The organism is Bhargavaea sp. CC-171006, from assembly GCF_009761675.1.
In the GTDB taxonomy this organism is placed as follows: Bacteria; Bacillota; Bacilli; order Bacillales_A; family Planococcaceae; genus Bhargavaea; species Bhargavaea changchunensis.
The window spans coordinates 169,807-194,175 of record NZ_QUZH01000023.1 but is presented as its reverse complement, the minus strand read 5'-3'; the positions used below and the strand labels follow the sequence as shown (position 1 = coordinate 194,175).

At 55.5% G+C, this 24,369-nt stretch carries 20 protein-coding genes; 18 read left to right on the top strand and 2 right to left on the bottom strand.

Annotation, left to right across the window (positions count from 1 at the left end; genetic code table 11):
* Positions 1-6 precede the first annotated feature (6 nt).
* From recN to DZC51_RS10590, 4 genes are all read left to right on the top strand, one after another.
* A complete protein-coding gene (gene recN, locus DZC51_RS10605) occupies positions 7-1,698 on the top strand; it encodes a DNA repair protein RecN (protein ID WP_157295604.1) in 1,692 nt (563 codons plus the stop codon).
* A gap of 426 nt (positions 1,699-2,124) precedes the next feature.
* Positions 2,125-3,087, top strand: coding sequence for a SpoIVB peptidase S55 domain-containing protein (locus DZC51_RS10600; protein ID WP_157295602.1), 963 nt, complete (start codon positions 2,125-2,127; stop codon positions 3,085-3,087).
* Between the two features lie 225 nt (positions 3,088-3,312).
* The gene (gene spo0A, locus DZC51_RS10595; RefSeq protein WP_157295600.1) at positions 3,313-4,101 is read left to right on the top strand and encodes a sporulation transcription factor Spo0A; all 789 of its coding nucleotides are present in this window, start codon (positions 3,313-3,315) and stop codon (positions 4,099-4,101) included.
* Positions 4,102-4,278: 177 nt separating this feature from the next.
* Positions 4,279-4,995: a glycerophosphodiester phosphodiesterase gene (locus DZC51_RS10590; RefSeq protein ID WP_157295598.1), complete on the top strand. Its 717-nt coding sequence runs from the start codon at positions 4,279-4,281 to the stop codon at positions 4,993-4,995.
* Positions 4,996-5,012: 17 nt separating this feature from the next.
* Here the strand turns inward: DZC51_RS10590 and DZC51_RS10585 are convergent, their stop codons facing one another.
* The gene (locus DZC51_RS10585; RefSeq protein ID WP_157295595.1) at positions 5,013-5,252 is read right to left on the bottom strand and encodes a DUF2627 family protein; all 240 of its coding nucleotides are present in this window, start codon (positions 5,250-5,252) and stop codon (positions 5,013-5,015) included.
* 130 nt (positions 5,253-5,382) lie between these two features.
* Between DZC51_RS10585 and DZC51_RS10580 the strand changes: the two genes are divergently transcribed.
* The 10 genes from DZC51_RS10580 to DZC51_RS10535 all read left to right on the top strand — a co-directional run bounded on the left by DZC51_RS10580 (position 5,383) and on the right by DZC51_RS10535 (position 18,995).
* Positions 5,383-7,398, top strand: coding sequence for a sigma 54-interacting transcriptional regulator (locus DZC51_RS10580; protein WP_157295593.1), 2,016 nt, complete (start codon positions 5,383-5,385; stop codon positions 7,396-7,398).
* A 30-nt stretch (positions 7,399-7,428) separates the two neighbouring features.
* Positions 7,429-8,532, top strand: a complete 1,104-nt coding sequence (bcd, locus tag DZC51_RS10575; RefSeq protein ID WP_157295590.1) for a branched-chain amino acid dehydrogenase — start codon at positions 7,429-7,431, stop codon at positions 8,530-8,532.
* Positions 8,533-8,577: 45 nt separating this feature from the next.
* Complete coding sequence (gene lpdA / locus DZC51_RS10570) at positions 8,578-10,005, top strand: dihydrolipoyl dehydrogenase (protein ID WP_157295587.1); 1,428 nt, start codon at positions 8,578-8,580, stop codon at positions 10,003-10,005.
* A 20-nt stretch (positions 10,006-10,025) separates the two neighbouring features.
* On the top strand, positions 10,026-11,033 hold the full coding sequence (locus tag DZC51_RS10565) for a thiamine pyrophosphate-dependent dehydrogenase E1 component subunit alpha (RefSeq protein WP_157295570.1): 1,008 nt from the start codon (positions 10,026-10,028) through the stop codon (positions 11,031-11,033).
* Positions 11,033-12,016, top strand: coding sequence for an alpha-ketoacid dehydrogenase subunit beta (locus tag DZC51_RS10560; protein WP_157295567.1), 984 nt, complete (start codon positions 11,033-11,035; stop codon positions 12,014-12,016). Before DZC51_RS10565 ends, DZC51_RS10560 begins: the two co-directional genes overlap by 1 nt.
* A 20-nt stretch (positions 12,017-12,036) precedes the next feature.
* Positions 12,037-13,377, top strand: coding sequence for a dihydrolipoamide acetyltransferase family protein (locus DZC51_RS10555; protein WP_157295564.1), 1,341 nt, complete (start codon positions 12,037-12,039; stop codon positions 13,375-13,377).
* A 195-nt stretch (positions 13,378-13,572) separates the two neighbouring features.
* A complete protein-coding gene (locus tag DZC51_RS10550; RefSeq protein ID WP_157295562.1) occupies positions 13,573-15,264 on the top strand; it encodes a methylmalonyl-CoA mutase family protein in 1,692 nt (563 codons plus the stop codon).
* Entirely contained in the window at positions 15,261-17,417 is a 2,157-nt protein-coding gene (gene scpA / locus DZC51_RS10545) for a methylmalonyl-CoA mutase (RefSeq protein WP_157295559.1), read from the top strand. Before DZC51_RS10550 ends, scpA begins: the two co-directional genes overlap by 4 nt.
* A gap of 23 nt (positions 17,418-17,440) precedes the next feature.
* Positions 17,441-18,484, top strand: a complete 1,044-nt coding sequence (gene meaB, locus DZC51_RS10540) for a methylmalonyl Co-A mutase-associated GTPase MeaB (RefSeq protein WP_198304112.1) — start codon at positions 17,441-17,443, stop codon at positions 18,482-18,484.
* Positions 18,485-18,554: 70 nt separating this feature from the next.
* A complete protein-coding gene (locus DZC51_RS10535; protein WP_157295554.1) occupies positions 18,555-18,995 on the top strand; it encodes a BrxA/BrxB family bacilliredoxin in 441 nt (146 codons plus the stop codon).
* A gap of 249 nt (positions 18,996-19,244) precedes the next feature.
* On the opposite strand, the gene prli42 is transcribed toward DZC51_RS10535, so the two are convergent.
* Positions 19,245-19,340, bottom strand: coding sequence for a stressosome-associated protein Prli42 (gene prli42 / locus DZC51_RS10530; protein WP_157295552.1), 96 nt, complete (start codon positions 19,338-19,340; stop codon positions 19,245-19,247).
* A 128-nt stretch (positions 19,341-19,468) separates the two neighbouring features.
* Between prli42 and mce the strand changes: the two genes are divergently transcribed.
* The 4 genes from mce to DZC51_RS10510 all read left to right on the top strand — a co-directional run bounded on the left by mce (position 19,469) and on the right by DZC51_RS10510 (position 24,369).
* Positions 19,469-19,879 (top strand): methylmalonyl-CoA epimerase, encoded by a 411-nt coding sequence (gene mce / locus DZC51_RS10525; RefSeq protein WP_157295550.1) that lies wholly within the window; start codon positions 19,469-19,471, stop codon positions 19,877-19,879.
* An 8-nt stretch (positions 19,880-19,887) separates the two neighbouring features.
* Complete coding sequence (locus DZC51_RS10520) at positions 19,888-21,435, top strand: acyl-CoA carboxylase subunit beta (protein ID WP_157295547.1); 1,548 nt, start codon at positions 19,888-19,890, stop codon at positions 21,433-21,435.
* A gap of 63 nt (positions 21,436-21,498) precedes the next feature.
* Complete coding sequence (locus DZC51_RS10515) at positions 21,499-22,620, top strand: M20/M25/M40 family metallo-hydrolase (protein WP_157295544.1); 1,122 nt, start codon at positions 21,499-21,501, stop codon at positions 22,618-22,620.
* A 537-nt stretch (positions 22,621-23,157) separates the two neighbouring features.
* The gene (locus tag DZC51_RS10510) at positions 23,158-24,369 is read left to right on the top strand and encodes a DNA polymerase IV (protein WP_157295541.1); all 1,212 of its coding nucleotides are present in this window, start codon (positions 23,158-23,160) and stop codon (positions 24,367-24,369) included.

The following is a 24,369-nucleotide window of genomic DNA, read 5'->3' as shown; positions in this document are numbered from 1 at the left end:
CGCCCGGTGCTGAGAGAATTGACAATCAAGAATTTTGCCATCATCCGAGACCTGTCCATCAGCTTCGATAACGGGCTGACCGTCCTGACCGGCGAAACAGGTGCCGGAAAATCCATCATCATCGATGCTGTCCAGCTTCTGGCCGGGGGCAGGGGCTCAAGCGAATTCATCCGCCACGGGGAGAAGAAAGCCGAACTTGAAGGGATGTTCGAGGTTTCCTACAGGTCTCATCCGGTATTTAAAAAGCTTGAAGAGTCCGGAATTCCGTCCGATGACGAGGGTGCGGTGATCCTGAGGCGTGATATTTCCTCCTCGGGAAAAAGTACTTGCCGGGTAAACGGCAAGCTCGTCACCTTGGCCATCCTCCGTGAAGTCGGGGCGGCGCTGATCGACATACACGGCCAGCATGAAACTCAGGAACTGATGGATGAACAGCGACATGTGCTTCTTTTGGATCATTTCGGCTGGGATACGATCGGAGCGGCCAAGGAAAGCTATACATCGCTCCATGACCGTTATGTCAAATTGAAAAGAAGGCTTACGCGTTATGATGAGTCCGAGCAGCAGGTAGCTCACAGAATCGACCTGTATCGGTTCCAGTTGACGGAAATCGATGAGGCCGGCTTCTACGAGGGTGAGGAAGAAGAGCTGGAGGAAGAGCGCACACGCCTGAAAAACTTCAACGCGATTTTTGAGCGGGTATCTTCAGCCTATGAGGCTATCCAGGGAGAATCTAAAGGCCTCGACTGGGCAGGCGCTGCCATGAGTGACCTTGAGCACGCCGCGGAAGTCGATCCTCAGGCCGGGGAATATGCGACTTCAGTTTCCGATGCCTTTTATACGCTGCAGGATACCGCATTTTCATTAAAAAATATGCTCGACGGGATGGAATTCGATCCGAACCGTCTTGACGAAGTGGAGCACCGGCTTGCGCTCCTCCAGACGATGAAGCGCAAGTACGGCGGAACGGTCTCAGAAATCCTCGCATACCGCGACAAGATTGCGGAAGAGCTGGAAAAGCTGCTGAACCGCGACGAGCGGCTGCAGGATGAACGGAAAGAAGTAGAATCGCTCGAAGCCGATCTCGCTGTAGAAGCGGGAGAGCTCGCGGAACTCAGAAGAGAAGCGGCTGTCCGCCTGTCCGAAGCCATCCATCTGCAGCTATCGGAACTTTATATGGAAAAAGCGCAGTTTACAGTGGAATTCAGGGAGCGCAGCCAGTTCGACCGGCATGGGGCGGAGGATGTCATTTTTCTCATCTCCGCCAACGTAGGAGAGCCGCCGAAGCCGCTTGCCAAAGTGGCGTCCGGAGGAGAGCTTTCTCGGATCATGCTGGCACTCAAGACCATCTTCTCCAAGCACCAGGAAGTCACTTCAATTATTTTTGACGAAGTGGATACCGGTGTCAGCGGCCGGGTGGCACAAGCCATCGCCGAAAAAATCGCGGCAATATCCATGCATTCACAGGTGCTCTGCATCTCCCATCTGCCACAAGTCGCGGCGATGGCGGACCATCACCTGTTTATCCGAAAAGATGTCACGGGTGACCGCACGACCACTTCCGTCCAGGAACTCGAAGGGATGGAGCGGACCGAGGAACTGAGCCGGATGATGACCGGCGCTGAAATGACCGACCTGACGAAGCGCCATGCAGAAGAGCTGCTCGTCATGGCGGAAGATCGGAAAAAGGAAATGTAAAGTGCAAAAATGATAGACTCCCCCTGTCAGCAAGCCATGAAGGCTGCGGACAGGGGGAGTATTATTTAGCGGCAGATGATTGATTTCGGCTTCCCCGCTTCCGGATTCACTATTCAGACCTTCAATTTCGTCATTCATCCTGAGAAATCGCCTGAATGACGAAACCGGCCATGCTTATGAAAAAGCTGATGGTCCACAAAATCGCAAAAGATCCGTCGCCTCCGTGGCCATTCGATTTAATTTGTGCATATTAACTGAAATGGACCATCATCTTTTTAAATTTCACCAATTTTGCCTGCTGTAAGGGACAAACCGCGTGATTCCGGCACATTCTCAGTATCCGCGGATTTTCATGCTACATTATACCGGACATAAGAATTCCGGCCGGACACATAGTAACGATATAACAGCACGGGGAGGTGAACCATGCGATGGATTAGCCGGAAGCTGATGCTGCCCGCATTGCTTGCAGTCCTGTTTTTATCAGGCGCTTCGGGTGCGGCAGCGAATGGACCGAAGTCCCTGATTCCGATGGGGCACTCAATCGGTATCCATCTGGAACTGGGGATGCTCATCGTCACGGATGATGTTCTGGTCGCTGATGGGCAATGGCTAAAAGCCGGAGACGTCGTGAAGTCCCTTGACGGCAAAGAAGTCAGCACACTCAAGGACATCACAAAGGCCGCCAAAGCGCAAGGCGAAGCGAAAACGGTAATTGAAATTGAACGTGAAGGCACAGAACTGGAAATCGGGGCCTCGAAAAAGGAATTGCTCAACCTTCATTCCTTTATCCGTGAACGTACTGAAGGAATTGGCACCCTTACGTACGTGGACCCGGAAACTGGCGAATATGGGGCGCTTGGCCACCAGATCATCGACCGGACGCTAGACGGAGCACCGCCATTTTCCGGAGGTTCGATCTTTTTGGCAGATGTTGAACAGATCAAAAAGAGCGAACCGGGAAAGCCGGGTTACAAGATTTCTTCGATTGAATCCGGCCATCAGCTCCTGGGCGATATCCAAGAAAACGAGATCTATGGGATATTCGGTAAATGGTCATCATCGTTAACAGGAGCATTCCCGAAACCTTTGGAGATTATGCGGCCGTCGGAAATACGCGAAGGTGAAGCGGATATCTATACAACCATCAAAGGCACAGAGATCGACAAGTACAGCATTAAGATCACGGCAGCGGCGGATGATGTGTTCCGATTTACCGTGACCGACCGGGAACTTATCGAAAAAACCGGAGGAATCCTGCAGGGTATGAGCGGAAGCCCGATTATTCAGGACGGTAAATTCGCCGGAGTCGTGACGCATATGTTTGTCGAGGAGCCCCTGAAAGGCGCGGCTCTTCCCGTCGAAGAGATGATAAAAAGAAAACCATAGAAAAAAATGTTGGCCATACCTTATGAGGTATGGCGTTTTCCTTTTTCTGCATTATAATAAAAGTAGAGCTGCAATCTTAAGAATTGTAGGAATCCGTCGAATCATGTCGGAAAAATCGTTCATGGGTCTCATTTTATGATTTGGTGAAGGTGCAAACGGTAGGATGTCGAACTATATTCAACAGGCTTCGGAAGAGGGTTCGCTTTTAAAAGGGGGAAATTTACATTGGAAAAAATCAAAGTTGCTGTGGCTGACGACAACCGGGAACTTGTAAGGACTATGCTGATTTATTTTGAAAATCATCCGGAGATCGAAGTGATCGGCACGGCTTCAAACGGCAAGCTTTGCCTGAACATGCTCGAGGAAAACAAGCCGGACGTACTGCTTCTGGATATTATCATGCCTCACCTGGATGGCATAGGGGTGCTTGAGGAGCTCCATTCAAACGGCGGCACGGGGGACATGAATATCATCATGCTGACCGCGTTCGGACAGGAAGAGATCATGAAGCAGGCTGCAGAACTCGGCGCTTCCTACTTTATCCTGAAACCATTTGAGTTTGACCGTCTGGTCCATCAGATTCTTCAGATGAAAAACGGACGCCAGCTAAAATCCGGCACGCAGGCTCCTGAACCGGGCAAACAGCAGGCGCTCAGCAAAAAAGCGATCGACACTGCAATTACGGCCATCATCAAGGAAATCGGGGTTCCTGCACATATCAAGGGATATGCCTTCCTCCGGGAAGCAATCACGATGGTGTACCATGATGTCGACCTTCTCGGCTCCGTCACCAAAGTGCTATATCCGGAAATTGCAGAGAAATTCAATACGACACCGTCTCGCGTTGAGCGGGCGATCCGGCATGCGATTGAAGTCGCATGGAACCGGGGGAATTATGAAGTCATTTCTAAGATGTTCGGTTACACGGTCCATCATATGAAGAGCAAGCCGACCAACTCGGAATTCATCGCGATGGTATCTGACCGGCTTCGTCTGGAGTTCATGACCGCCTGAACGAAATGAAAACCGCACTCATACCGGCAATCGCCGACTAACGCCGCCCGGAACATTCGGGCGGCTTTTTCCGTTTTATAGTAGGAGGCCGCATCTGATGATGGTCCTTGGGCGAGATCCGTTTTGATTTCTGCTTCAAGGGAAAAGGCGGATAGGAGGCCGAAAGGAAGGGAAATCATGAGAAAAGTGTATGCACACAGGGGGGCTTCCGGGTATGCATTCGAAAATACGCTTAGTGCATTTGAAAAGGCGGTCGTGATCGGAGCGGGTATCGAGACCGACCTGCAGCTGACCAAAGATGGTGTTCCGGTCATCATCCATGATGCCGATCTGTACCGCGTCACCGGACTGCGCAAATTCGTCACAGAACTGACATTTGATGAAGTAAGGGCACTGAAGGTCGGCAGGAACCGGTGGAAAAGGCTTTTCGGGCAACCGGTGATGACGTTCGGCGAATTTCTTCAGTGGGCACGCGCGGCTGGCTGTCCGCCACTTAATATTGAGATGAAAGAAACGTTTCTGGACCATCCGGAAGCCGTTGAACAGACGGTGATGGCGGCAAAAGGTTATCCGGATCTTCATTTCTCCTCATTTCACTATCCTTTGCTGATGAGGGTAAAGCAGACAGATCCGGGAATGGAGACGGCACTGATTCTGACAAAAAAATCCCGCTGGGACAATCTCGGGGTGTACGGGAGTTCGGACGGATTCCATATCCATAAGCGTCTCTGGTCAGGCAAATATCTGGGTGCCATCGAGCGGGAAAGCAAATTCGCAAGGGTCTACGGCGTTGACGGTACCGAACCATTTATCCCTAAACCCGAACCTCTCATCAGAGGATGGATCACCGACTTCCCGGACACAGTCAAAAAAGCTATGCAAAAAGGTTCCTGACACGAAGTCAGGAACCTTTAGTTTTTGCGTTTGAACCGGTCTTTAGGTATTTTGCCGTTCCGCTGGTCCCGTCTGAACAGGAAACCTGCGAAGAATCCGATGCATAGGACCAGGACCACGAGTCCGAACAGGAATTGGAGCCAGACGGGAAATCCGGATGCCTGAACGCCGAACAGCGCATCCCGCATAAGCTTGATTCCCCATGCGGCACCGATGCCCGGAATGAGCAGAACGATGAAGGCGGCGAGCCGCTGCATGATGATCTCTCCCTTTCTGTCGAGTTTATTTTCCTTTTGAAGATGAGGATTGTCAAGAAGACTGCTATCGGGTATGATAATGTTGATTATGCAAAGCATTGCACAAATCTCATGAAGGGCCTGAAGGATTTTGCAGAATGTACTTGTTGTAGGGGCCGGAGCCGGCGGCACCGCCATTTTAAAACTTCTTCTGCAACTGGATTATATGAATGTCGCAGGAATCGTCGATCCGAATCCGGATGCGCCCGGAATCCTGCTTGCGGATGCAAACGGCATCCCGCACGGCAAAGACTGGCGCCCTTTCATCACCAATGATCTTCATATGATTTTCGACGTCACGGGCGAACAGGGCATTTTCGGTGAGCTTCTGAAGGCCAGGCCTGCTCATGCCGTCCTGATTCCCGGTACAATCGCCAAGCTGCTTGTCAGTCTGCTTGAGGAGAATGGGGAGTATATCGAGCGCCTCCGGTCGGAAACAGCCCGCAACAAGATGATTTTTGATTCTCTGGATGAGGGCATGATCGGAACTGACAGAGATGGGATGATCCGCTTCTTTAACCGGAGCGCATCCCTCATTACCGGCATGCCCGTACGCAGCGCGCTCGGCCGCCATATTCTCGACGTCATCCCGGACAGCAATCTTCCGCATGTCGCGAAGACAGGTATTCCTGAGCTGAACCGTGAGCTGACACTTTCAAACGGGACGCGTGTCGTCACCTCCAGACGGCCGCTCAGCGATCCTTCCGGCAACCGCACCGGCGCCTTCGCCGTCTTCCGGGATATTTCCGGTGTTGTCGAACTCGCGGAGGAAATCACTAATCTGAAAGAAATCCAGTCCATGCTTGAAGCGATCATCCACTCGAGCGATGACGCCATTTCCGTCGTTGATGAAAATGGCCGCGGTATCATGATCAACCCGGCATACACCCGGCTTACGGGCCTTGCCGAAGCGGACGTTATCGGGAAGCCGGCCACGGTCGATATCAACGAGGGTGAAAGTATTCACATGAAAGTGCTTGAAACCGGGCGGCCGATCCGGGGAGTCAGGATGCGCGTCGGACCTGCGGCGAGGGAAGTCGTCGTCAATGTGGCGCCGATCCTTGTAGGCGAGAGGCTTAAGGGAAGCATCGGGATCATCCATGACCTGACGGAAATGCGGGAACTTGCCGATGAACTCGATCATGCGCGCCGTATCATCCGCTCGCTGGAGACCCGTTACACGTTCGAGGATCTGGTCGGCGAATCACCCGAGATGCAGCTGGCGATCCAGCAGGCAAGGCTTGCTGCCACACTGCCTCTCCCGATCTTGCTCCGGGGGGAGTCGGGAACCGGCAAGGAAGTATTCGCCCAGTCGATCCACCACGATGCCGGACGGGGAAACTTTGTCCGGGTCAACTGCTCGGCGATCCCCGAAGAACGCCTGTCACGTGAACTGTTCGGATCCGAGAAACCGGCAGCGGATAGAAAAACAGAAGTTGTCGAGGGCCTGTTTGAAGAAGCGCATGGCGGCACATTGTTCATCGATGAGATCGGAGAACTGCCGACCGATGTGCAGGGGGCCCTTCTGAGGATTCTGGAGGAACACGAATTTTACCGATCAGGCGGCAGCCGGCCCGTTCCGGTTTCTGTCCGGGTCATCGCCGCCACCAACCGGAACCTTGAGAAGCTCATGAGGGAAGGGAAGTTTCGTGAAGACCTGTTCCACCGCCTGAACCGCATGCCCGTCCATATCCCGCCACTCCGGCAGCGCAGGGGGGATATCAAGCTCCTTGCCGAAAAACTGCTGCCTAAACTCAATCGCGATCTCGGACGCTCCGTCACGGAGATTTCCGAGGATGCCGCCTCCCTTCTCAGGCAGCACACTTGGCCCGGCAATGTCCGGGAGCTGGAAAACGTCATCAGCCGGGCTCTGATTTTTATGCAGCCTGCAGATAAATTACTCGATAAGCCTGAACTCTCCGCCGTATTCCAGGCGGAGGGAGGCGGCACCGGGGGCACTCTGGCAGAACAGCTGGATGCCCACGAAAAATCAATTTTGAAGGAAGCGCTTACATCATGCGGAGGGAACAAGGCCGATGCTGCCAAACAGCTCGGAATCTCGGTCCGAACGCTTTATTACAAACTGGAGAAGCACCGGCTTGTGTGACAGGCCGTGTACATGACCACAAGGAGGAGAATGATGATGGAATTGTTTAAATACCTCGAGGAAAGTGATTACGAACAAGTGGTGTTCTGCCACGACAAGACATCCGGACTGAAGGCGATCATCGCCATTCACGACACGACGCTCGGCCCGGCGCTTGGCGGCGCCCGGATGTGGACGTACGCGACGGAAGAGGAAGCTGTCATCGATGCACTCCGCCTTGCAAAAGGCATGACCTACAAAAACGCGGCAGCAGGCCTGAACCTGGGCGGCGGCAAGACCGTGATCATCGGCAATCCGAAAACCGATAAAAATGAAGAGCTGTTCCGTGCATTCGGACGGTATATCCAAGGCCTGAATGGCCGCTACATCACGGCTGAAGATGTCGGCACGACAGAAGAGGATATGGACGTCATCCATCAGGAAACGGATTTTGTCACCGGTATTTCCCCGACACATGAAGGTTCCTCCGGCAATCCGTCCCCGGTCACTGCCTACGGTGTTTACCGTGGGATGAAAGCTGCCGCCAAGGAAGCCTTTGGTTCCGATTCACTCGAAGGCAAGACAATAGCGGTCCAGGGTGTCGGTAACGTGGCGTTCACTCTTTGCCGCCACTTGCATGAGGAAGGCGCGAAGCTGATCGTGACTGACATCAGCGAAGAAGCAGTCCGTCGCGCAGTGGAGGAGTTCGATGCGGAAGCGGTCGGGATCAATGACATCTACGGTGTGGAATGCGACATCTATGCGCCTTGCGCGCTTGGTGCGACCATCAATGACGAGACAATCCCTCAGCTGAAGGCGAAAGTGATCGCTGGGTCGGCGAATAATCAGCTTAAGACACCTGAACACGGGGACCGCATCCATGAGATGGGCATCGTTTATGCGCCAGACTACATCATCAATGCGGGCGGCGTCATCAATGTGGCCGATGAGCTGGAAGGCTACAACCGTGAGCGCGCTATGAAGAAAGTTGAAAAGATCTACGACACGATTGAAAAGGTGTTCGAGATTTCGAAACGTGACGGCATCCCTTCCTATGCAGCGGCCGACCGCCTTGCGGAAGAGCGCATCGCAAACGTAGCGAAATCGCGCAGCCAGTTTCTGCGCAACGGCAAGGATACACTCCACCGCCGCTGACGGCAAACACACCTTGCAACCTTAAAGGATAAAGGAGGCCACCCCATGGCTCTTGAATATGATGTCGTCATCCTTGGCGGCGGAACCGGCGGCTATGTAGCCGCCATCCGTTCTGCACAGCTGGGGCTCAAGACGGCGGTCGTCGAAAAAGGAAAGCTGGGCGGCACCTGCCTGCATCGCGGCTGTATCCCCTCCAAGGCTCTGCTCCGCAGTGCCGAAGTTTACCGTCTTGCCAAAGAGGAATCAGAGTCGTTCGGTGTGATGACCGGAGAAGTCAAACTGGCATTCGACCGGGTGCAGCAACGCAAGCAGTCGATTGTCGACGGACTGCATAACGGTGTCCGTGTACTGATGAAAAAAGGGAAAATCGACGTCTACGAGGGGATCGGCAGAATATTGGGCCCATCCATCTTCTCCCCGATGCCCGGCACCATCTCGGTCGAGTATGAAGACGGCAGGGAAAATGACATCCTCATTCCCCAGAACGTCATCGTCGCGACCGGCTCCAGACCGCGCACCCTGCCCGGACTTGAGATTGACGGCACGACCGTCCTCACATCGGATGAGGCGCTCGCTCTCGATAAGCTGCCCGCTTCCATCCTGATCGTAGGCGGCGGTGTCATCGGGATCGAGTGGGCCTCGATGCTGAATGACTTTGGTGTAGATGTCACCGTCATCGAATATGCGGAAAGGATCCTGCCGACAGAGGATGCGGATGTTTCCCGCGAGATGGAGAAACTGCTGAAAAAACGCGGCATCCGGTTTGCCACTTCGGCTGAAGTGCTTCCCGACTCCCTGAACAAGCAGGCGGATTCAGTTTCCATCGACGCGAAGATCGGCCAAGGGACAGAAACATTCACCGCGGAAAAGATGCTCGTAAGCGTCGGCCGGCAGGCCAACACGGAGGGCATCGGCCTGGAAAACACTGATATTGAGCTTGACCGGGGATTCATTAAGACCAAGAAGACCTACCAGACGAAAGAGTCCCATATTTATGCGATCGGAGATGTGATCGGCGGTCTCCAGCTGGCTCACGTGGCATCCCATGAAGGGATATCCGCAGTCGAGCATATCGCGAGAACGGATGCCCATCCGGTCGACCCGGACATGGTGCCAAAATGTATCTATTCGAGCCCTGAGGCGGCTTCGGTCGGCATCACGGAGCAGCAAGCCAAAGAACGGGGCTTCGAGGTCAAAATCGGCAAATTCCCATTCAAGGCCATCGGAAAGGCGCTCGTCCACGGGGAGTCCGAAGGCTTCGTGAAAATCATCGCCGACAAGGCCACTGACGATATCCTGGGCATCCATATGATCGGCCCTCATGTCACCGACATGATCTCCGAGGCTGGCCTGGCGAAAGTCCTTGATGCAACGCCTTGGGAAGTCGCGTCCCTTGTCCACCCGCATCCTTCCCTGAGCGAAGTGATGGGTGAAGCGGCACTTGCCGTCGACGGCAAGGCCATCCATATGTAATCAAAGGGGGAAACCGTAAGATGACCAATAACCGTCATGAACAGCTGGGGCTAACGAATGAACAGGTCCTGCGCATGTACGAGACGATGCTGACTGCCCGCAGGCTTGATGAACGCATGTGGCTGCTGAACCGTTCCGGCAAGATCCCGTTCGTCATTTCCTGTCAGGGACAGGAGGCGGCACAGGTAGGCGCCGCATTCGCGCTGGATACCGAAAAAGACTATATTGCACCGTACTACCGGGATATGGGGGTCGTCCTCCACTTCGGCATGACGCCGAAAGACCTGATGCTGAGCGCATTCGCGAAAGCTGAAGATCCCAACTCCGGCGGCCGGCAGATGCCGGGCCACTTCGGCCAGAAAAAGAACCGCATCCTCACCGGTTCCTCTCCAGTTACCACACAGCTGCCACATGCTGTCGGTGTGGCGTTGGCGGGCAAGATCAAGAAAAAGGACTTTATCACGTTTGTGACACTCGGTGAAGGTTCTTCCAACCAGGGTGATTTCCATGAAGGTGCCAACTTCGCGGGAGTCCACAAGCTGCCGACCATCATCATGGTGGAAAACAATAAATACGCAATCTCCGTTCCTCTCGAAAAACAGCTTGCGTGTGAATACGTTTCAGACCGCGCGCCGGGTTACGGAATGCCGGGCCATACGGTGGACGGCACGGATCCGCTCGCCGTCTATGAAGTCGTCAAGGCGGCTGCCGACCGGGCCCGTTCCGGAGAAGGCCCGACGCTCGTCGAAACGATCTGCTATCGCCTGACCGCGCACTCGTCTGATGACGACCACCGCGCATACCGCTCCGAGGAAGACCTGAAGGCGGAGAGGGAAAAGGATCCGATCCCGCGTTTCGCGGCCTATCTGAAGGAAGCGGGCGTGCTGGATGACGAAACGGAGAAAGAAATGGAAGACCGTGTAAAGCAGGTCGTCAACGAAGCGACGGACTATGCGGAAGCGGCTCCTTACGCGGAACCGGAAGCGGCACTGAAATACGTTTATGCGGAACAGGGAGGGGATGAATAATGGCGGTACGGTCCTATATCGATGCCATTACGCTCGCGATGAAAGAAGAGATGGAGCGTGACGACAACGTCTTTATCCTCGGCGAGGACGTCGGAAAAAAAGGCGGCGTCTTCAAAGCGACACAGGGACTCTATGACCAGTTCGGCGAAGAGCGTGTCATCGACACGCCGCTTGCCGAGTCGGCGATTGCAGGAGTCGGAATCGGCGCAGCCATGTACGGCATGCGCCCGATCGCGGAAATGCAGTTTGCGGACTTCATCATGCCGGCAGTCAACCAGATCATCTCCGAGGCGGCGCGTATCCGCTACCGCTCGAACAACGACTGGAACTGCCCGATCGTCGTGCGCGCCCCGTTCGGCGGCGGCGTCCATGGCGCCCTTTACCATTCCCAGTCGGTGGAGGCGGTTTTCGCCAACCAGCCGGGGCTTAAGATCGTCATTCCTTCGACGCCTTATGATGCCAAGGGGCTTCTGAAAGCGGCCATCCGTGACGACGATCCGGTCCTGTTCTTTGAACATAAGCGCGCCTACCGGCTGATCAAAGGCGAGGTTCCGGATGAGGACTACACCCTTCCGATCGGAAAGGCGGACGTCAAGCGCGAGGGTGAGGACATCACCGTCATCACCTACGGCCTCGCGGTTCACTTTGCCCTTCAGGCAGCCGAGCGGCTTGCCGAGGACGGCATATCTGTTCATGTCCTTGACCTCAGAACGGTTTACCCGCTTGACCGTGAAGCGATTGCCGAGGCGGCCTCGAAAACGGGCAAGGTGCTTCTTGTCACGGAAGACAACAAGGAAGGCAGCATCATGAGTGAAGTGGCGGCCATCATCGCGGAAGAGTGCCTGTTCGACCTGGACGCACCGATCCAGCGCCTGGCCGGGCCGGACGTGCCGGCCATGCCATACGCACCGACAATGGAGAAATACTTCATGATCAATCCGGACAAGGTCGAGAAAGCGATGCGCGATCTCGCGGAATTCTGATACGGACGGAGGGCTACCAAGTGGCGAAACAAACAATCACCATGCCCCAGCTGGGCGAAAGCGTCACCGAGGGCACCATTGAACGCTGGCTCGTGAAACCGGGAGATACGGTCGAGAAATACGACCCCCTCGCCGAGGTCAATACGGATAAGGTGACGGCAGAGATCCCGTCTTCCTTCTCCGGCACAATCAAGGAACTCATCGCCAGTGAAGGCGACACACTAGAAGTCGGGGCGGCTGTCTGCACGATTGAGACGGAAGGCGGAGAATCGGCAGAAGCCAAGGCCGCGCCCGCAGAAAGCGAACCGGCGAACGAGATGCCGGCTGCCGGCTCTGATCAGCATGAAAAGCTGTCGGGGACCGGAGGGTCTTCCACTCCGGCGAAAGCCGATCCATCAGGTGCGAGGTATTCACCCGCCGTGCTGCGACTTTCCCAGGAACACGGCATCGATCTTTCGCAGGTAGAGGGTTCGGGCCGCGGAGGCAGGATCACGAGGAAGGATCTTATGCGGCTGATCGAGTCGGGGAATATCCCGACGCAATCCGACGGACCACAGCATGAGCCGGCGCAAACCCGGGCCGAGCAGCCAAAAACGGGTGCGGCACCTGCTCCGGCAGAACAGCCTGGACGCCAGCCGGCGGGCGTCCAGACAGCTGCAGGCGACGTGGAAATTCCGGTCTCCGGCGTACGCCGCGCGATCGCGAACAATATGCTGCGTTCCAAACAGGAAGCGCCGCATGCCTGGACGATGGTCGAAGTCGATGTGACGGGCCTCGTCCAGTACCGCGATTCCATCAAGAACGAGTTTAAGAGCAAGGAAGGCTTCGGCCTGACTTACTTCGCCTTTTTCGTGAAGGCCGTAGCCCAGGCGCTGAAGGAATTCCCGATGATGAACTCGATGTGGGCGGGCGACAAGATCGTCCAGAAAAAGGCGATCAACATCTCAATCGCTGTCGCGACAGAAGATGCCCTGTTCGTTCCGGTCATCAGGGATGCCGACGAAAAGACAATCAAAGGCATCGCGCGCGAGGTCAAGGAGCTGGCCGATAAGGTCCGGAGCGGAAAACTGAAATCCGAAGAGATGCAGGGCGGAACGTTCACGGTGAACAACACCGGTTCGTTCGGTTCCGTCCAGTCGATGGGGATCATCAATTATCCGCAGGCTGCGATTCTCCAGGTGGAATCGATCGTCAAGCGCCCGGTCATCATGGATGGAGGCATGTTCGCAGCCCGCGACATGGTCAATCTGTGCCTCTCCCTCGATCACCGCGTGCTGGACGGCCTCGTGGCAGGACGGTTCCTAGCCCGGGTCAAGGAGATCCTCGAGAATATATCGAGTGAGAATACCTCGGTCTACTGACCGCATCGGCCGGGAAGCTCTCCGCTTCCCGGCCTTTTTCTATTGCAGGCAGGAACGTCCTGGCCAAACATTACGATTGCGGCGGGATTTCGCTTGTTCAGACAGGCATCGCCATCGATTAGCATTCCATCTTTCAAGCCTGCCTGTTCTCCGGTAGAATGAAAATAGGCAAAATTCACATTGGGGGAGACGTATATGACAATTCATACGATGAAACAGACGTCGTTCGCACAGCCCACCGCAGGGGAATGGACCGAAGCAGCTGAAGCTTCGCTAAAAGGGAAACCGCTTGCATCACTTGAAACGGCGACACCCGAAGGCATCACGCTTAAGCCGCTTTACACCTCGGATGATATTCCGGAAGGACAGGAAGAGCGGCTGAACGCCATCCGGAACGGGGTGGGGAAGGCTGACTGGACGGTGCTCCAGGAAACCTGCGAGACTGACCCGGCAATATTCCTGGAAAAGACAAAAACTGCGCTTGTCAGGGGGAACGGCGCGGTCGTCTATACAGGCGGATGGGAAAAAGAAGCAGATTCCGGGGTGCTCGATGCTCTGGCATCACTGATCACCGAAGTGCCCGTTTATGTGCGGTGCCGGCCAGATGATCCGTTTCTCGCCGTATTCGGCCGTGTTGAGGAAGACAAACGGAAGCAGGTTACAGGCTACGCCGATGTGGATGCGTCTGCTGACCTTTCCCACAGGTTCCCGTCACTGCGGACCATCGCCGTGGACACGGGATCCGTACATATGAAAGGGGCAGATGCCGTGACCGAGCTGGCCGCGGCCCTTTCCGAGGCAGCTGATATCGCCGGGAAGGAAGATGATTTTGGAGCAATGGCCCGAAAGCTTTTCTTCACATTTGACATTGATACTCACTTTTTCACTGAAATCGCCAAACTGCGTGCATTCCGTCTGCTGTTCCGGTCGTTTTCGGCTGCATACGGCGTGAAGGAGCCGCTGCGGGTGCCGGTTATTGCCCGGACATCGCTGCGCACCTATACACTGGCGGACCCGTATGTCAACCTTCTCAGGAGCGGCAATGAAGCCTTTGCGGCCGCTATCGGCGGCGCGGATGCCATCACGGTCGCGCCTCTTGATGCCCTGACGGGAAGCACAGGCTTCTCCGAACGCGTCGCGCGCAATGTCCAGCACATCCTCAAGGAGGAAGCCCATGCAGACCGCGTTTTGGATCCGGCCGGTGGTTCTTACTACATCGAATCGCTGACCGAGTCGCTTTACCGGAAAGCATGGGAACAGTTCCTGGAATTCGAACAACGGGGAGGGATCTCGGCCATCACCTCGGACGGCACACTGGACCGGCTGCTCGCAGAGAAAAAAGAATCGCGCATCCGCCGTCTTGCCACAAGGAAAGAGTCACTGATCGGGACGAACATCTATGCCGATCCTGCAGAGGAGATCCAAAATCAGACCCCGTCAGAAAAATCGGATGGCCGTCTGGCCGAACCGTTTGAAACGCTCCGGTCTTCCATTCAGGGGGGCAAGGTCCATCTTATCCGCTTCGGCACTCTGAAGGCAGTCAAGCCGGTGGCCGATTTCGCGGCGGGCGTGCTTGCTGTAGGAGGAATCCGCCCGGAACTGTCCCCGCTGTTTGCAACTGTGGAAGAGGCCCTTGGATATCTGCAATCGGAACAGCCGCAATATGCCATCCTATGTTCATCTTCAGAACAGGCGGAAGAATCGATACGGGCAGTACTGACAGGAAAACCTGACGGCACTGTTCTTGATGCTGCGGGACGTTTTCCGGAAGAGACCGCAGCATCGCTGCAGCAAGCCGGACTCAACGGCTTTTACTACAGGGGCCAGGATATTCTTGAGAAGCTGACAGAAGTAAAAGGGATTCTTGAAGGGGGAATGCAGCGATGAACAAGCCGGACTTTACGAAAATCGACCCGGAAAAAGTCCTGAAAGGGAGCACACACCTGCAAGCCGAAGAGTCGGCTGTGGAATCGTATGAAGGGATCGGCATCCTTCCGTCCTATACAGGAAAAGATCTGGACGGACTCAGCCATCTGTCCGATATGCCGGGCATTGCGCCGAATACGCGCGGCCCTTATCCGACGATGTATGTCTCCCGTCCGTGGACCGTCCGCCAATATGCCGGATTCTCCACGGCCGAGGAGAGCAACGCGTTCTACCGCCGGAATCTGGCAATGGGGCAAAAGGGCCTTTCCGTTGCATTCGACCTTGCGACGCACCGCGGCTACGATTCGGATCATCCCCGGGTTTCGGGTGACGTCGGCAAGGCAGGGGTTGCGATCGATTCGGTAGAGGATATGAAAATCCTTTTTGACGGCATCCCGCTTGACCAGATGTCTGTGTCGATGACGATGAACGGTGCGGTCATCCCGGTCATGGCATTTTATATCGTTGCGGCAGAAGAACAGGGCGTCGCGCCCGATAAGCTGGCAGGAACGATCCAGAACGATATCCTGAAGGAATACATGGTCCGGAACACTTACATTTACCCGCCTGAGATGTCCATGCGGATTATCGCGGATATTTTTGAGTACACATCGAAAAACATGCCGAAGTTCAACTCGATCTCGATTTCCGGCTATCATATGCAGGAAGCCGGAGCGACTGCGGACATTGAGCTTGCCTATACGCTTGCGGACGGGCTGGAATATGTCCGTACCGGCCTCCAGGCTGGCATCGGCATAGATTCATTCGCTCCCAGGCTCAGCTTTTTCTGGGCGATCGGCATGAACTACTTTATGGAAGTCGCCAAGATGCGGGCGGCACGGCGGATCTGGGCACAGATGATGAAGTCATTTGATCCGAAGAATCCGAAATCGCTCGCGCTCCGGACACACTCACAGACATCGGGCTGGAGCCTGACCGAGCAGGATCCGTTCAACAATGTCACCCGGACACTGATTGAGGCGAACGCCGCAGCGATGGGCCATACCCAGTCGCTTCATACCAACGCGCTGGATGAGGCGATCGCACTTCCGACCGACTTCTCTGCACGGATCGCGCGCAACACGCAACTGTTCCTCCAGGAGGAAACCCAGATGACGAACGTCATCGATCCGTGGGGCGGCTCCTACTACGTCGAAAAGCTGACCGACGAGCTGATGCAAAAGGCATGGGAGCTGATCGAAGAGATCGAGGAACTCGGGGGCATGGCGAAAGCCATCGAAACGGGACTGCCGAAGATGAAGATCGAGGAAGCCGCGGCACGCCGCCAGGCACAGATCGACTCCGGTTCAGAATCAATCATCGGGGTGAACAAATACCGTCCTGAAGAGGAAGACCCGATCGAGATCCTCGACATCGACAACACAGAAGTGCGGCGCAAGCAGATCGAGCGCCTGGAGAAGATGAAAGCGGAGCGCGACGAAGCGGTTGTCCGGATGGCGCTGGACAAGCTGAGTGAAGCGGCCCGGAGCGGAGAAGGCAACCTTCTTGCCCTTGCGATCGATGCGGCCCGAGCGCGCGCCTCGATCGGGGAAATCTCCGACGCCATCGAAAAGGCCTCCGGCCGGCATAAGGCAGTCATCCGTTCGATCAGTGGCGTGTACAGTACGAATTTCTCAGACGCCGAAGCGATCGATGAAGTCAAGCAGATGACAGGCGAGTTCCTGGAAAATGAGGGCCGCAGGCCAAGGATCATGGTCGCGAAAATGGGGCAGGACGGACATGACCGGGGTGCCAAGGTAGTTGCAACCGCGTTTGCCGATCTTGGCTTCGACGTCGATATCGGGCCGCTATTCCAGACACCGGCCGAAACGGCCCTGCAGGCGGCGGAAAACGACGTCCACGCAGTAGGTGTAAGTTCGCTTGCTGCCGGACACAAAACATTGATTCCCGAACTGATCGAAGAGCTCCGGAAGCTCGGGCGAGAAGACATCGTCGTGTTCGCCGGCGGCGTCATCCCGGCAAAAGACTATGACTTCCTGTACAATGCGGGCGTCGCAGCCATCTTCGGGCCGGGCACCGTCATCCCGGTATCCGCGCAGAAAGTCATCGAAGCCATCTACAGCAAGCTCGGCTATGAGGAAGCCGTCGATTGACGGAACGGGAAAAAGAGACCCAAATGCGGACCGAAGGCGGCATTCCGCCGCATGACGGCATGTCCGCGGGTCCAAGAAAGCGGTTTGTCAAAAAGCGGCGTCCCGTCTCTGCAGCAGATCTGGCAAAGGAGATCAGGACCGGATCCAGACTGGCGCTGGCGAAAGGCATTACACTGCTGGAAAGCCGGTCGCCGGAAGACCGAAAGGACTCTCAGGAACTCCTCCTCGGCCTGCTCCCGGATTCCGGGAATAGCGTCAGGATCGGCATCACAGGAGTGCCCGGCGCCGGAAAAAGCACGTTCATCGAATCATTCGGCCTCATGCTGGCCGAAGCCGGACACAAGGTGGCGGTACTCGCGATCGATCCCAGCTCCACTGTCACTGGCGGCAGCATCCTTGGCGATAAAACGAGGATGGAGGAACTGTCCCGTCATCCGAACGCATTTATTCGGCCGTCACCTTCATCCGGCACACTCGGAGGTGTCCACCGGAAGACGAGGGAGACAATGCTTCTCTGCGAAGCGGCGGGCTATGATGTCATCCTGATTGAAACGGTCGGGGTGGGGCAGAGCGAGACCGCGGTCAGGGGGATGGCCGATTTCTTCCTCCTTCTCGTACTGACCGGTGCCGGTGATGAATTGCAGGGAGTCAAGAAAGGCATCATGGAGCTTGCGGATGGCATCATCGTCCATAAGGCGGATGGTGATAATGTCACCCCTGCGAAGCGGACGGCAAGGGAATACAAACAGTTCCTTCGTATGCTGCAGCCTGCGACTCCAGGATGGCAGACAACCGTCCATCCCGTATCTTCGTTTGCCGGGACCGGTCTGGAAGACGTCTGGGAGACGATTCTCGGTTTTCGGGACAGCATGTCCGTTTCCGGTGAATGGGACAAAAGGCGCCGGGAGCAGCTCAAGGCCTGGTTCCGGCAGTCGATCGAAGACCGGCTGATCGAGTCGTTCTACGCATCCGAAGGCAGGAAAAATGAAGTCGAACGCCTGGAGGGCAAGATTCTCGACGGCCGGCTGACCGTGACGGCTGCGGTCGAGGAATTATTCCGCGGCTGAGACTAGGGTTTTGCAGGAAAGGGCCCGACCTGTTATGATTTTCTTGGATAAACCGAAAGGGGATGCAGTCATGAACATGGATATGAACCTGTTTATGCAAGATATGATCCGCCAGGCGCGGAGTGAGATGGAAGCCTCCGGCTACGAGCAGCTGAAGACTCCGGAAGAAGTGGATTCGGCAATTAATCGGGACGGGACGACGCTGTTCATGGTCAACTCGGTCTGCGGTTGCGCAGGCGGAATCGCCCGTCCAGCAGCGATGCATGCCGTTCATTACGACAAGCGCCCCGAAAACCTGGTGACGGTATTTGCGGGCCAGGACAAGGAAGCGACAGCACAGGCACGCATGCATTTCGGCGATGACCACCTTCCGTCGTCCCCGTCCTTCATCCTCGTGAAGGATGGCAAAGTGGTGGGCGAAGTGCCGCGCCACGAAATCGAAGGGCACGACCCGATGTCGGTCGTCGTCAATCTTCAGGGCTTGTTCGAGGAGTATTGCGAGGAAGTCTGATCTGAACAAAAGCGCAGGCGCCCGCTTAGCAACATACAAACTGGAGCCCTTCACAATGAGATAAAGGAAACACGGCGAGGAACGAGCCGATGTTGACTTATCGTAGTGGAGAAGGGTGAAGTTTGCCAGTTGCTGGGCGCTGGAGCTGGCCGTGGCCAACACGGGAATAATCATGAAATTTTTCTAAGTAACAAAAATCGCAGCAGCCGTTTGCCGGCGCTGCGATTTTTTGTATTTACTTTTCCGTAGTCAGATGAACAGGCTGAGTCCCATGGCGATGGTCGACAAAAGCATCAGAGCGACCATGGTGTAGATGACGATTTTCTGAAATTTTTTATTGCTCAATTTTATTCTGGCTCCTTCACTGCTGATGGGTTCATTTTAATGATTTTTTGTCGTTTGCGCAATATATAGAGTTTTGCGCCCTGAAACGGTACAATTGTAATCGGATACATAAAAAGGGGGCAAGGGAAATGGAAAAGGTCGACCACATCGGCATTGCGGTAAAAGACCTCGATGCTGTCCTTCCATATTACACGGACACGCTCGGCATTCCACTCATGGGGATCGAGGACGTTCAGACGCAGGGACTCAGGGTCGCGTTCCTGGATGCGGGGAATGTGAAGCTGGAACTGCTGGAGCCGGCTGCCGAAACGAGCGCAGTTGCCAAGTTCATCGAAAAGCGTGGAGAAGGCGTCCACCATATCGCTTTCGGCGTGACTGGCATCCAAGAACGGATGGACGAGCTGCGCGAGAACGGCGTACGCCTGCTGTCGGACGGGCCGGTGCCCGGTGCCGGGGGAGCGCAGGTGGCCTTCATGCACCCGAAATCTTCATACGGTGTTCTCTACGAACTGTGCGACAAATCCGGAAACCAGGAGTGATGATCGTCATGGATATCTATGAAAAAATCAATGAACTATATGACAGGAAACGCGAAATCGAGCTCGGCGGAGGGGACGACAAGATCGACCGCCAGCATGAAAAGGGAAAACTGACCGCCCGAGAGCGGATCGACCTGCTGCTTGACGAGGGCACGTTCGTCGAACTGAATCCGTTTGTCACACACCGGAACCAGGATTTCGGTATGGACAAGATGAAAGGGCCGGGCGACGGCGTCGTGACAGGCTACGGCAAGGTGAACGGCCGTCCCGTCTATCTGTTCTCGCAGGATTTCACTGTCTTCGGCGGCGCGCTTGGCGAGATGCACGCTATGAAAATCGCGAATGTGATGGATCTCGCAGCTAAAAACGGCGCGCCCTTCATCGGGCTGAACGACTCGGGTGGCGCACGGATCCAGGAAGGTGTCGTCTCTCTTGACGGCTACGGGGATATCTTCTATCGAAACGCCATTTATTCGGGCGTCATCCCGCAGATTTCCGTCATCCTCGGACCTTGTGCTGGCGGTGCCGTTTATTCTCCGGCCATCACCGACTTCGTTTTCATGACAGACAAAACAAGCCAGATGTTCATCACGGGTCCGAAAGTCATCGAAACCGTCACGGGTGAAAAGATTTCCTCCGAGGATCTCGGCGGCTCAAAAGTACATAACGCCATCAGCGGTAATGCGCATTTCCGGGCCGGAAGCGAGGAGGAAGTGCTTGCAGATGTACGCAGGCTCCTCTCCTATCTGCCTCAGAGCAACGAAGAGATGCCTCCGCGGCTGGAAGCTGATGCGGAGAATGACGACCGTCCGGACCTCGTGGACGTTGTCCCGTTTGAGACCATCCGCCCGTATGATGTCCGGAAAGTGATTGACCAGGTCGTCGATGCCGATTCGTTCATGGAAGTGCAGCCGGAGTTTGCCCGCAACATCGTAATCGGACTTGCCCGGATCAAGGGGGAGACGGTGGGCCTCGTGTGCAACCAGCCGAAAGTCATGGCCGGCGGCCTCGATATTGACTCATCGGATAAAGCCGCACGGTTTATCCGATTCTGCGACTCATTTAACATTCCAATCATCACGTTCGAGGATGTGACCGGCTTCTTCCCGGGCATCAAGCAGGAGCACGGCGGCATCATCCGCCACGGCGCGAAGATCCTTTACGCCTACTCGGAGGCGACCGTTCCAAAAATGACGGTCATTCTCCGGAAAGCATATGGGGGCGCCTACGTTGCGCTCAACTCGAAATCGATCGGCGCGGATATCGTCTATGCCTGGCCGAATGCCGAGATTGCAGTCATGGGCCCACAGGGAGCCGCGAACATCATCTTCGCCCGGGAGATTGCCAACAGCGATGATCCTGAGGCGACACGCGCAGCGAAAATCGACGAGTACAAAGAGAAATTCGCCAACCCGTATGTCGCGGCAAGCCACGGCATGGTCGACGACGTCATCGACCCTCGCGAGACCCGGATCAAGCTGATCCAGGCTCTCGAGATGATGCGCAACAAGAAAGAAGACCGTCCAAAGAAAAAACACGGCAATATTCCGCTATAATGGATATAGGAAGCGCACCGGATTTTTAAGGTGCGCTTTCGGATTTGACAGGAGGCATGCTGGATGACAAACAAACGGCTGATCGATGAATTCATGGAACTTGTGCAGATCGACTCGGAGACGAAGCACGAAGGGGAGATCGTCGGCATCCTGAAAGAGAAAATGGAGAAGCTCGGATTTGATGTGAAGGAAGACGACTCCGCCGCTCGTTCCGGGCATGGTGCAGGCAACCTGATTGCAACGAAAAAAGGCAGCGTGGAAGGCGCAGAATCCATCTACTTCACCTGCCATATGGATACAGTCGTGCCCGGCAAGGGAATCAAGCCGGTCCTTAAGGAAGACGGCTATATCTATTCGGACGGCACAACCATTCTGGGCGCGGATGACAAAGCCGGCATTGCAGCCCTGTTCGAGATGATGCGCCGCATCAATGAAGAGGAAACTCCACACGGTGATATCCAGTTCGTCATCACGGCGGGAGAAGAAAGCGGCCTGCGCGGCGCGAAAGAACTGGATCCGAAAGCCATCCGGGCGGACTACGGCTACGCGGTCGATTCAGACGGCAAAGTCGGAGGAATCGTGACGGCGGCTCCGTTCCAGGCAAAGCTTAAAACGGTTGTCCGGGGCAAGACCGCCCATGCCGGGGTCGCTCCGGAAAAGGGAGTATCGGCCATCACGATTGCTGCAAAAGCCATCTCGAACATGTCGCTCGGGCGGATCGACTCCGAGACGACCGCTAACATCGGCCGTTTCGAAGGCGGGCAGGCGACAAACATCGTCTGCGATGAAGTGCATATCCTCTCTGAGGCGCGGTCCATCAACAAAGACAAGCTCGACGAACAGACTGCCCATATGGTCCGCACATTCGAACGCCAGGCAAGCCTGATGGGCGGTTCCGCCGAAACAGACGTCCAGCTGATGTATCCGGGCTTTTCGCTTGGCGGGGAGGACCGGGTCGTACAGACTGCGATGGATGCCATCCGGCGCATCGGCCGCGAACCTGAGCTCATGACAAGCGGCGGCGGAAGCGACGGCAACATCTTCAACGGCTTCGGTGTCCCGACTGTCACACTTTCCGTCGGATATGAAGAAATCCATACGACAAACGAACGGATGCCTGTCGAAGAGCTTGAAAAGCTGGCAGACCTGCTGGTGGAAATCGTGAAAACTGCGGCGAAGCAATAACATTGATGAGAAGGGTCCCGGGCCGTCATAGTCTGTAAAAAACCTCTCCGAATTTGATCGTGCGAATAATTTAGCATAAAAAACATTAAAGAACGCTGTTGATTTCCGTTACGGGCGGACGCTTTCCGCGGGGAAGGCATCGAGCCCCTTGCAGGGTCTCTCCGCTCTTCCTTTTCCGCAGGAGTCGCCACCCTTCACTCCAATCAACAAACCATCTATGGTCATTAAATAAGAAATATTAATTGTTTTACCGGAATAGTTCGGGATTATATATGGCGGATTGAAGCAGAGGGTCCGAGACACCTGCGGGAAAAGCGTTAGCCGAAGACCCCGCAGAGCGCAGCTCGAGGAGACTAAGGCAACGCCCGCGGTAAGCGAGGGCCCGCAGCGGAAATCCGGAGGAGAATTTTAGGGGAAATTGCAGACAAAGGAACTATACACTCACTGTACAGTCATGACGGGCCCGCGCCCGTCTTTTTCCTTTTTGGTCCGGCCGTTGATATAATGGAGAAAGTATTTCACACCGGAGCGATGAACATGATTGAGAGCAAGCCGAAAAAAGGCAGGATTATATTCCATATCGATATGAACAGCTTTTTCGCATCTGTCGAGCAGGCGCACGACCCTTCCCTGAAGGGGAAGCCGGTGGCGGTCGCCGGGAATCCGAAAGAGCGCAAGGGAATCGTGGTCACCTGTTCATATGAAGCCAGGGCGCACGGGGTCTACACCACCATGCCGGTCTGGGAGGCCCGCCGGAAATGCCCGGAACTCATCGTGATCCCGCCGGACCATAACCGTTACCGTGACGCTTCGGACGCAATGTTCAGCCTGCTCCGCACTTATACCGAATTGGTCGAGCCGGTTTCGATCGACGAGGGCTATCTGGACGTGTCGGATGTGGAATGGCCGGGGACCGCTGTCGAACTGGCGGAGGAGATGCAGCGCAGGATCCTGACGGAACTGGACCTGCCGTGTTCGATCGGGATCGCACCGAATAAGTTCCTGGCCAAGACGGCATCCGACATGAAAAAACCAATGGGAATCACGATTCTGAGAAAACGTGATGTGCCGACTGTCCTATGGCCACTGCCGGTCATCGAGATGCACGGCATCGGCAAAAGCACGGAAGAAAAACTCCGGTCACTGAAGATCGAAACGATCGGCGACCTTGCCGCGGCAGAAGAAGGCTTTCTGAAAGAGCATCTCGGAAAGAGGGGCGTCCATCTAAAACGGCGGGCGAACGGCACGGATTCACGGCCGGTCGACCCCGAATCCGTCCATGAACGCAAAAGCGTCGGCGGGTCCGTGACGCTGCCCGTTGACGAGACCGATCCGTCCGAGCTCAAGAAAACTTTGATCAAGCTGGCTGAAAAAGTGGCCGGACGGCTGGACCGCAGAGAGCTTGCGGGCGATCTGGTGACCATCCAGATCCGTGATGCGGATTGGGTGAACCATTCAAGAAGCCGGACGCTCACCAATGCGATTTTCACAGCCGATGCCATCTACAGGGAAGCGGAACTCCTGTTTGACCGGCACTACGGCGGACAGCCTGTGCGCCTTCTGGGAATCACCGTCGGCCGGGTCATCGACCGTTCGGAGACGACAGAGCAACTGTCGATTTTCAACTTTGAAAAACACGCAAAAGAAGAGCCGGTCCTGAAAATGATCGGCGAGCTGGAATCGAAGTTCGGAAAAGGTGCCGTCACGAGAGGCATATCCGGACCGAAAACCGGCGGAAGGCAGGGTTGA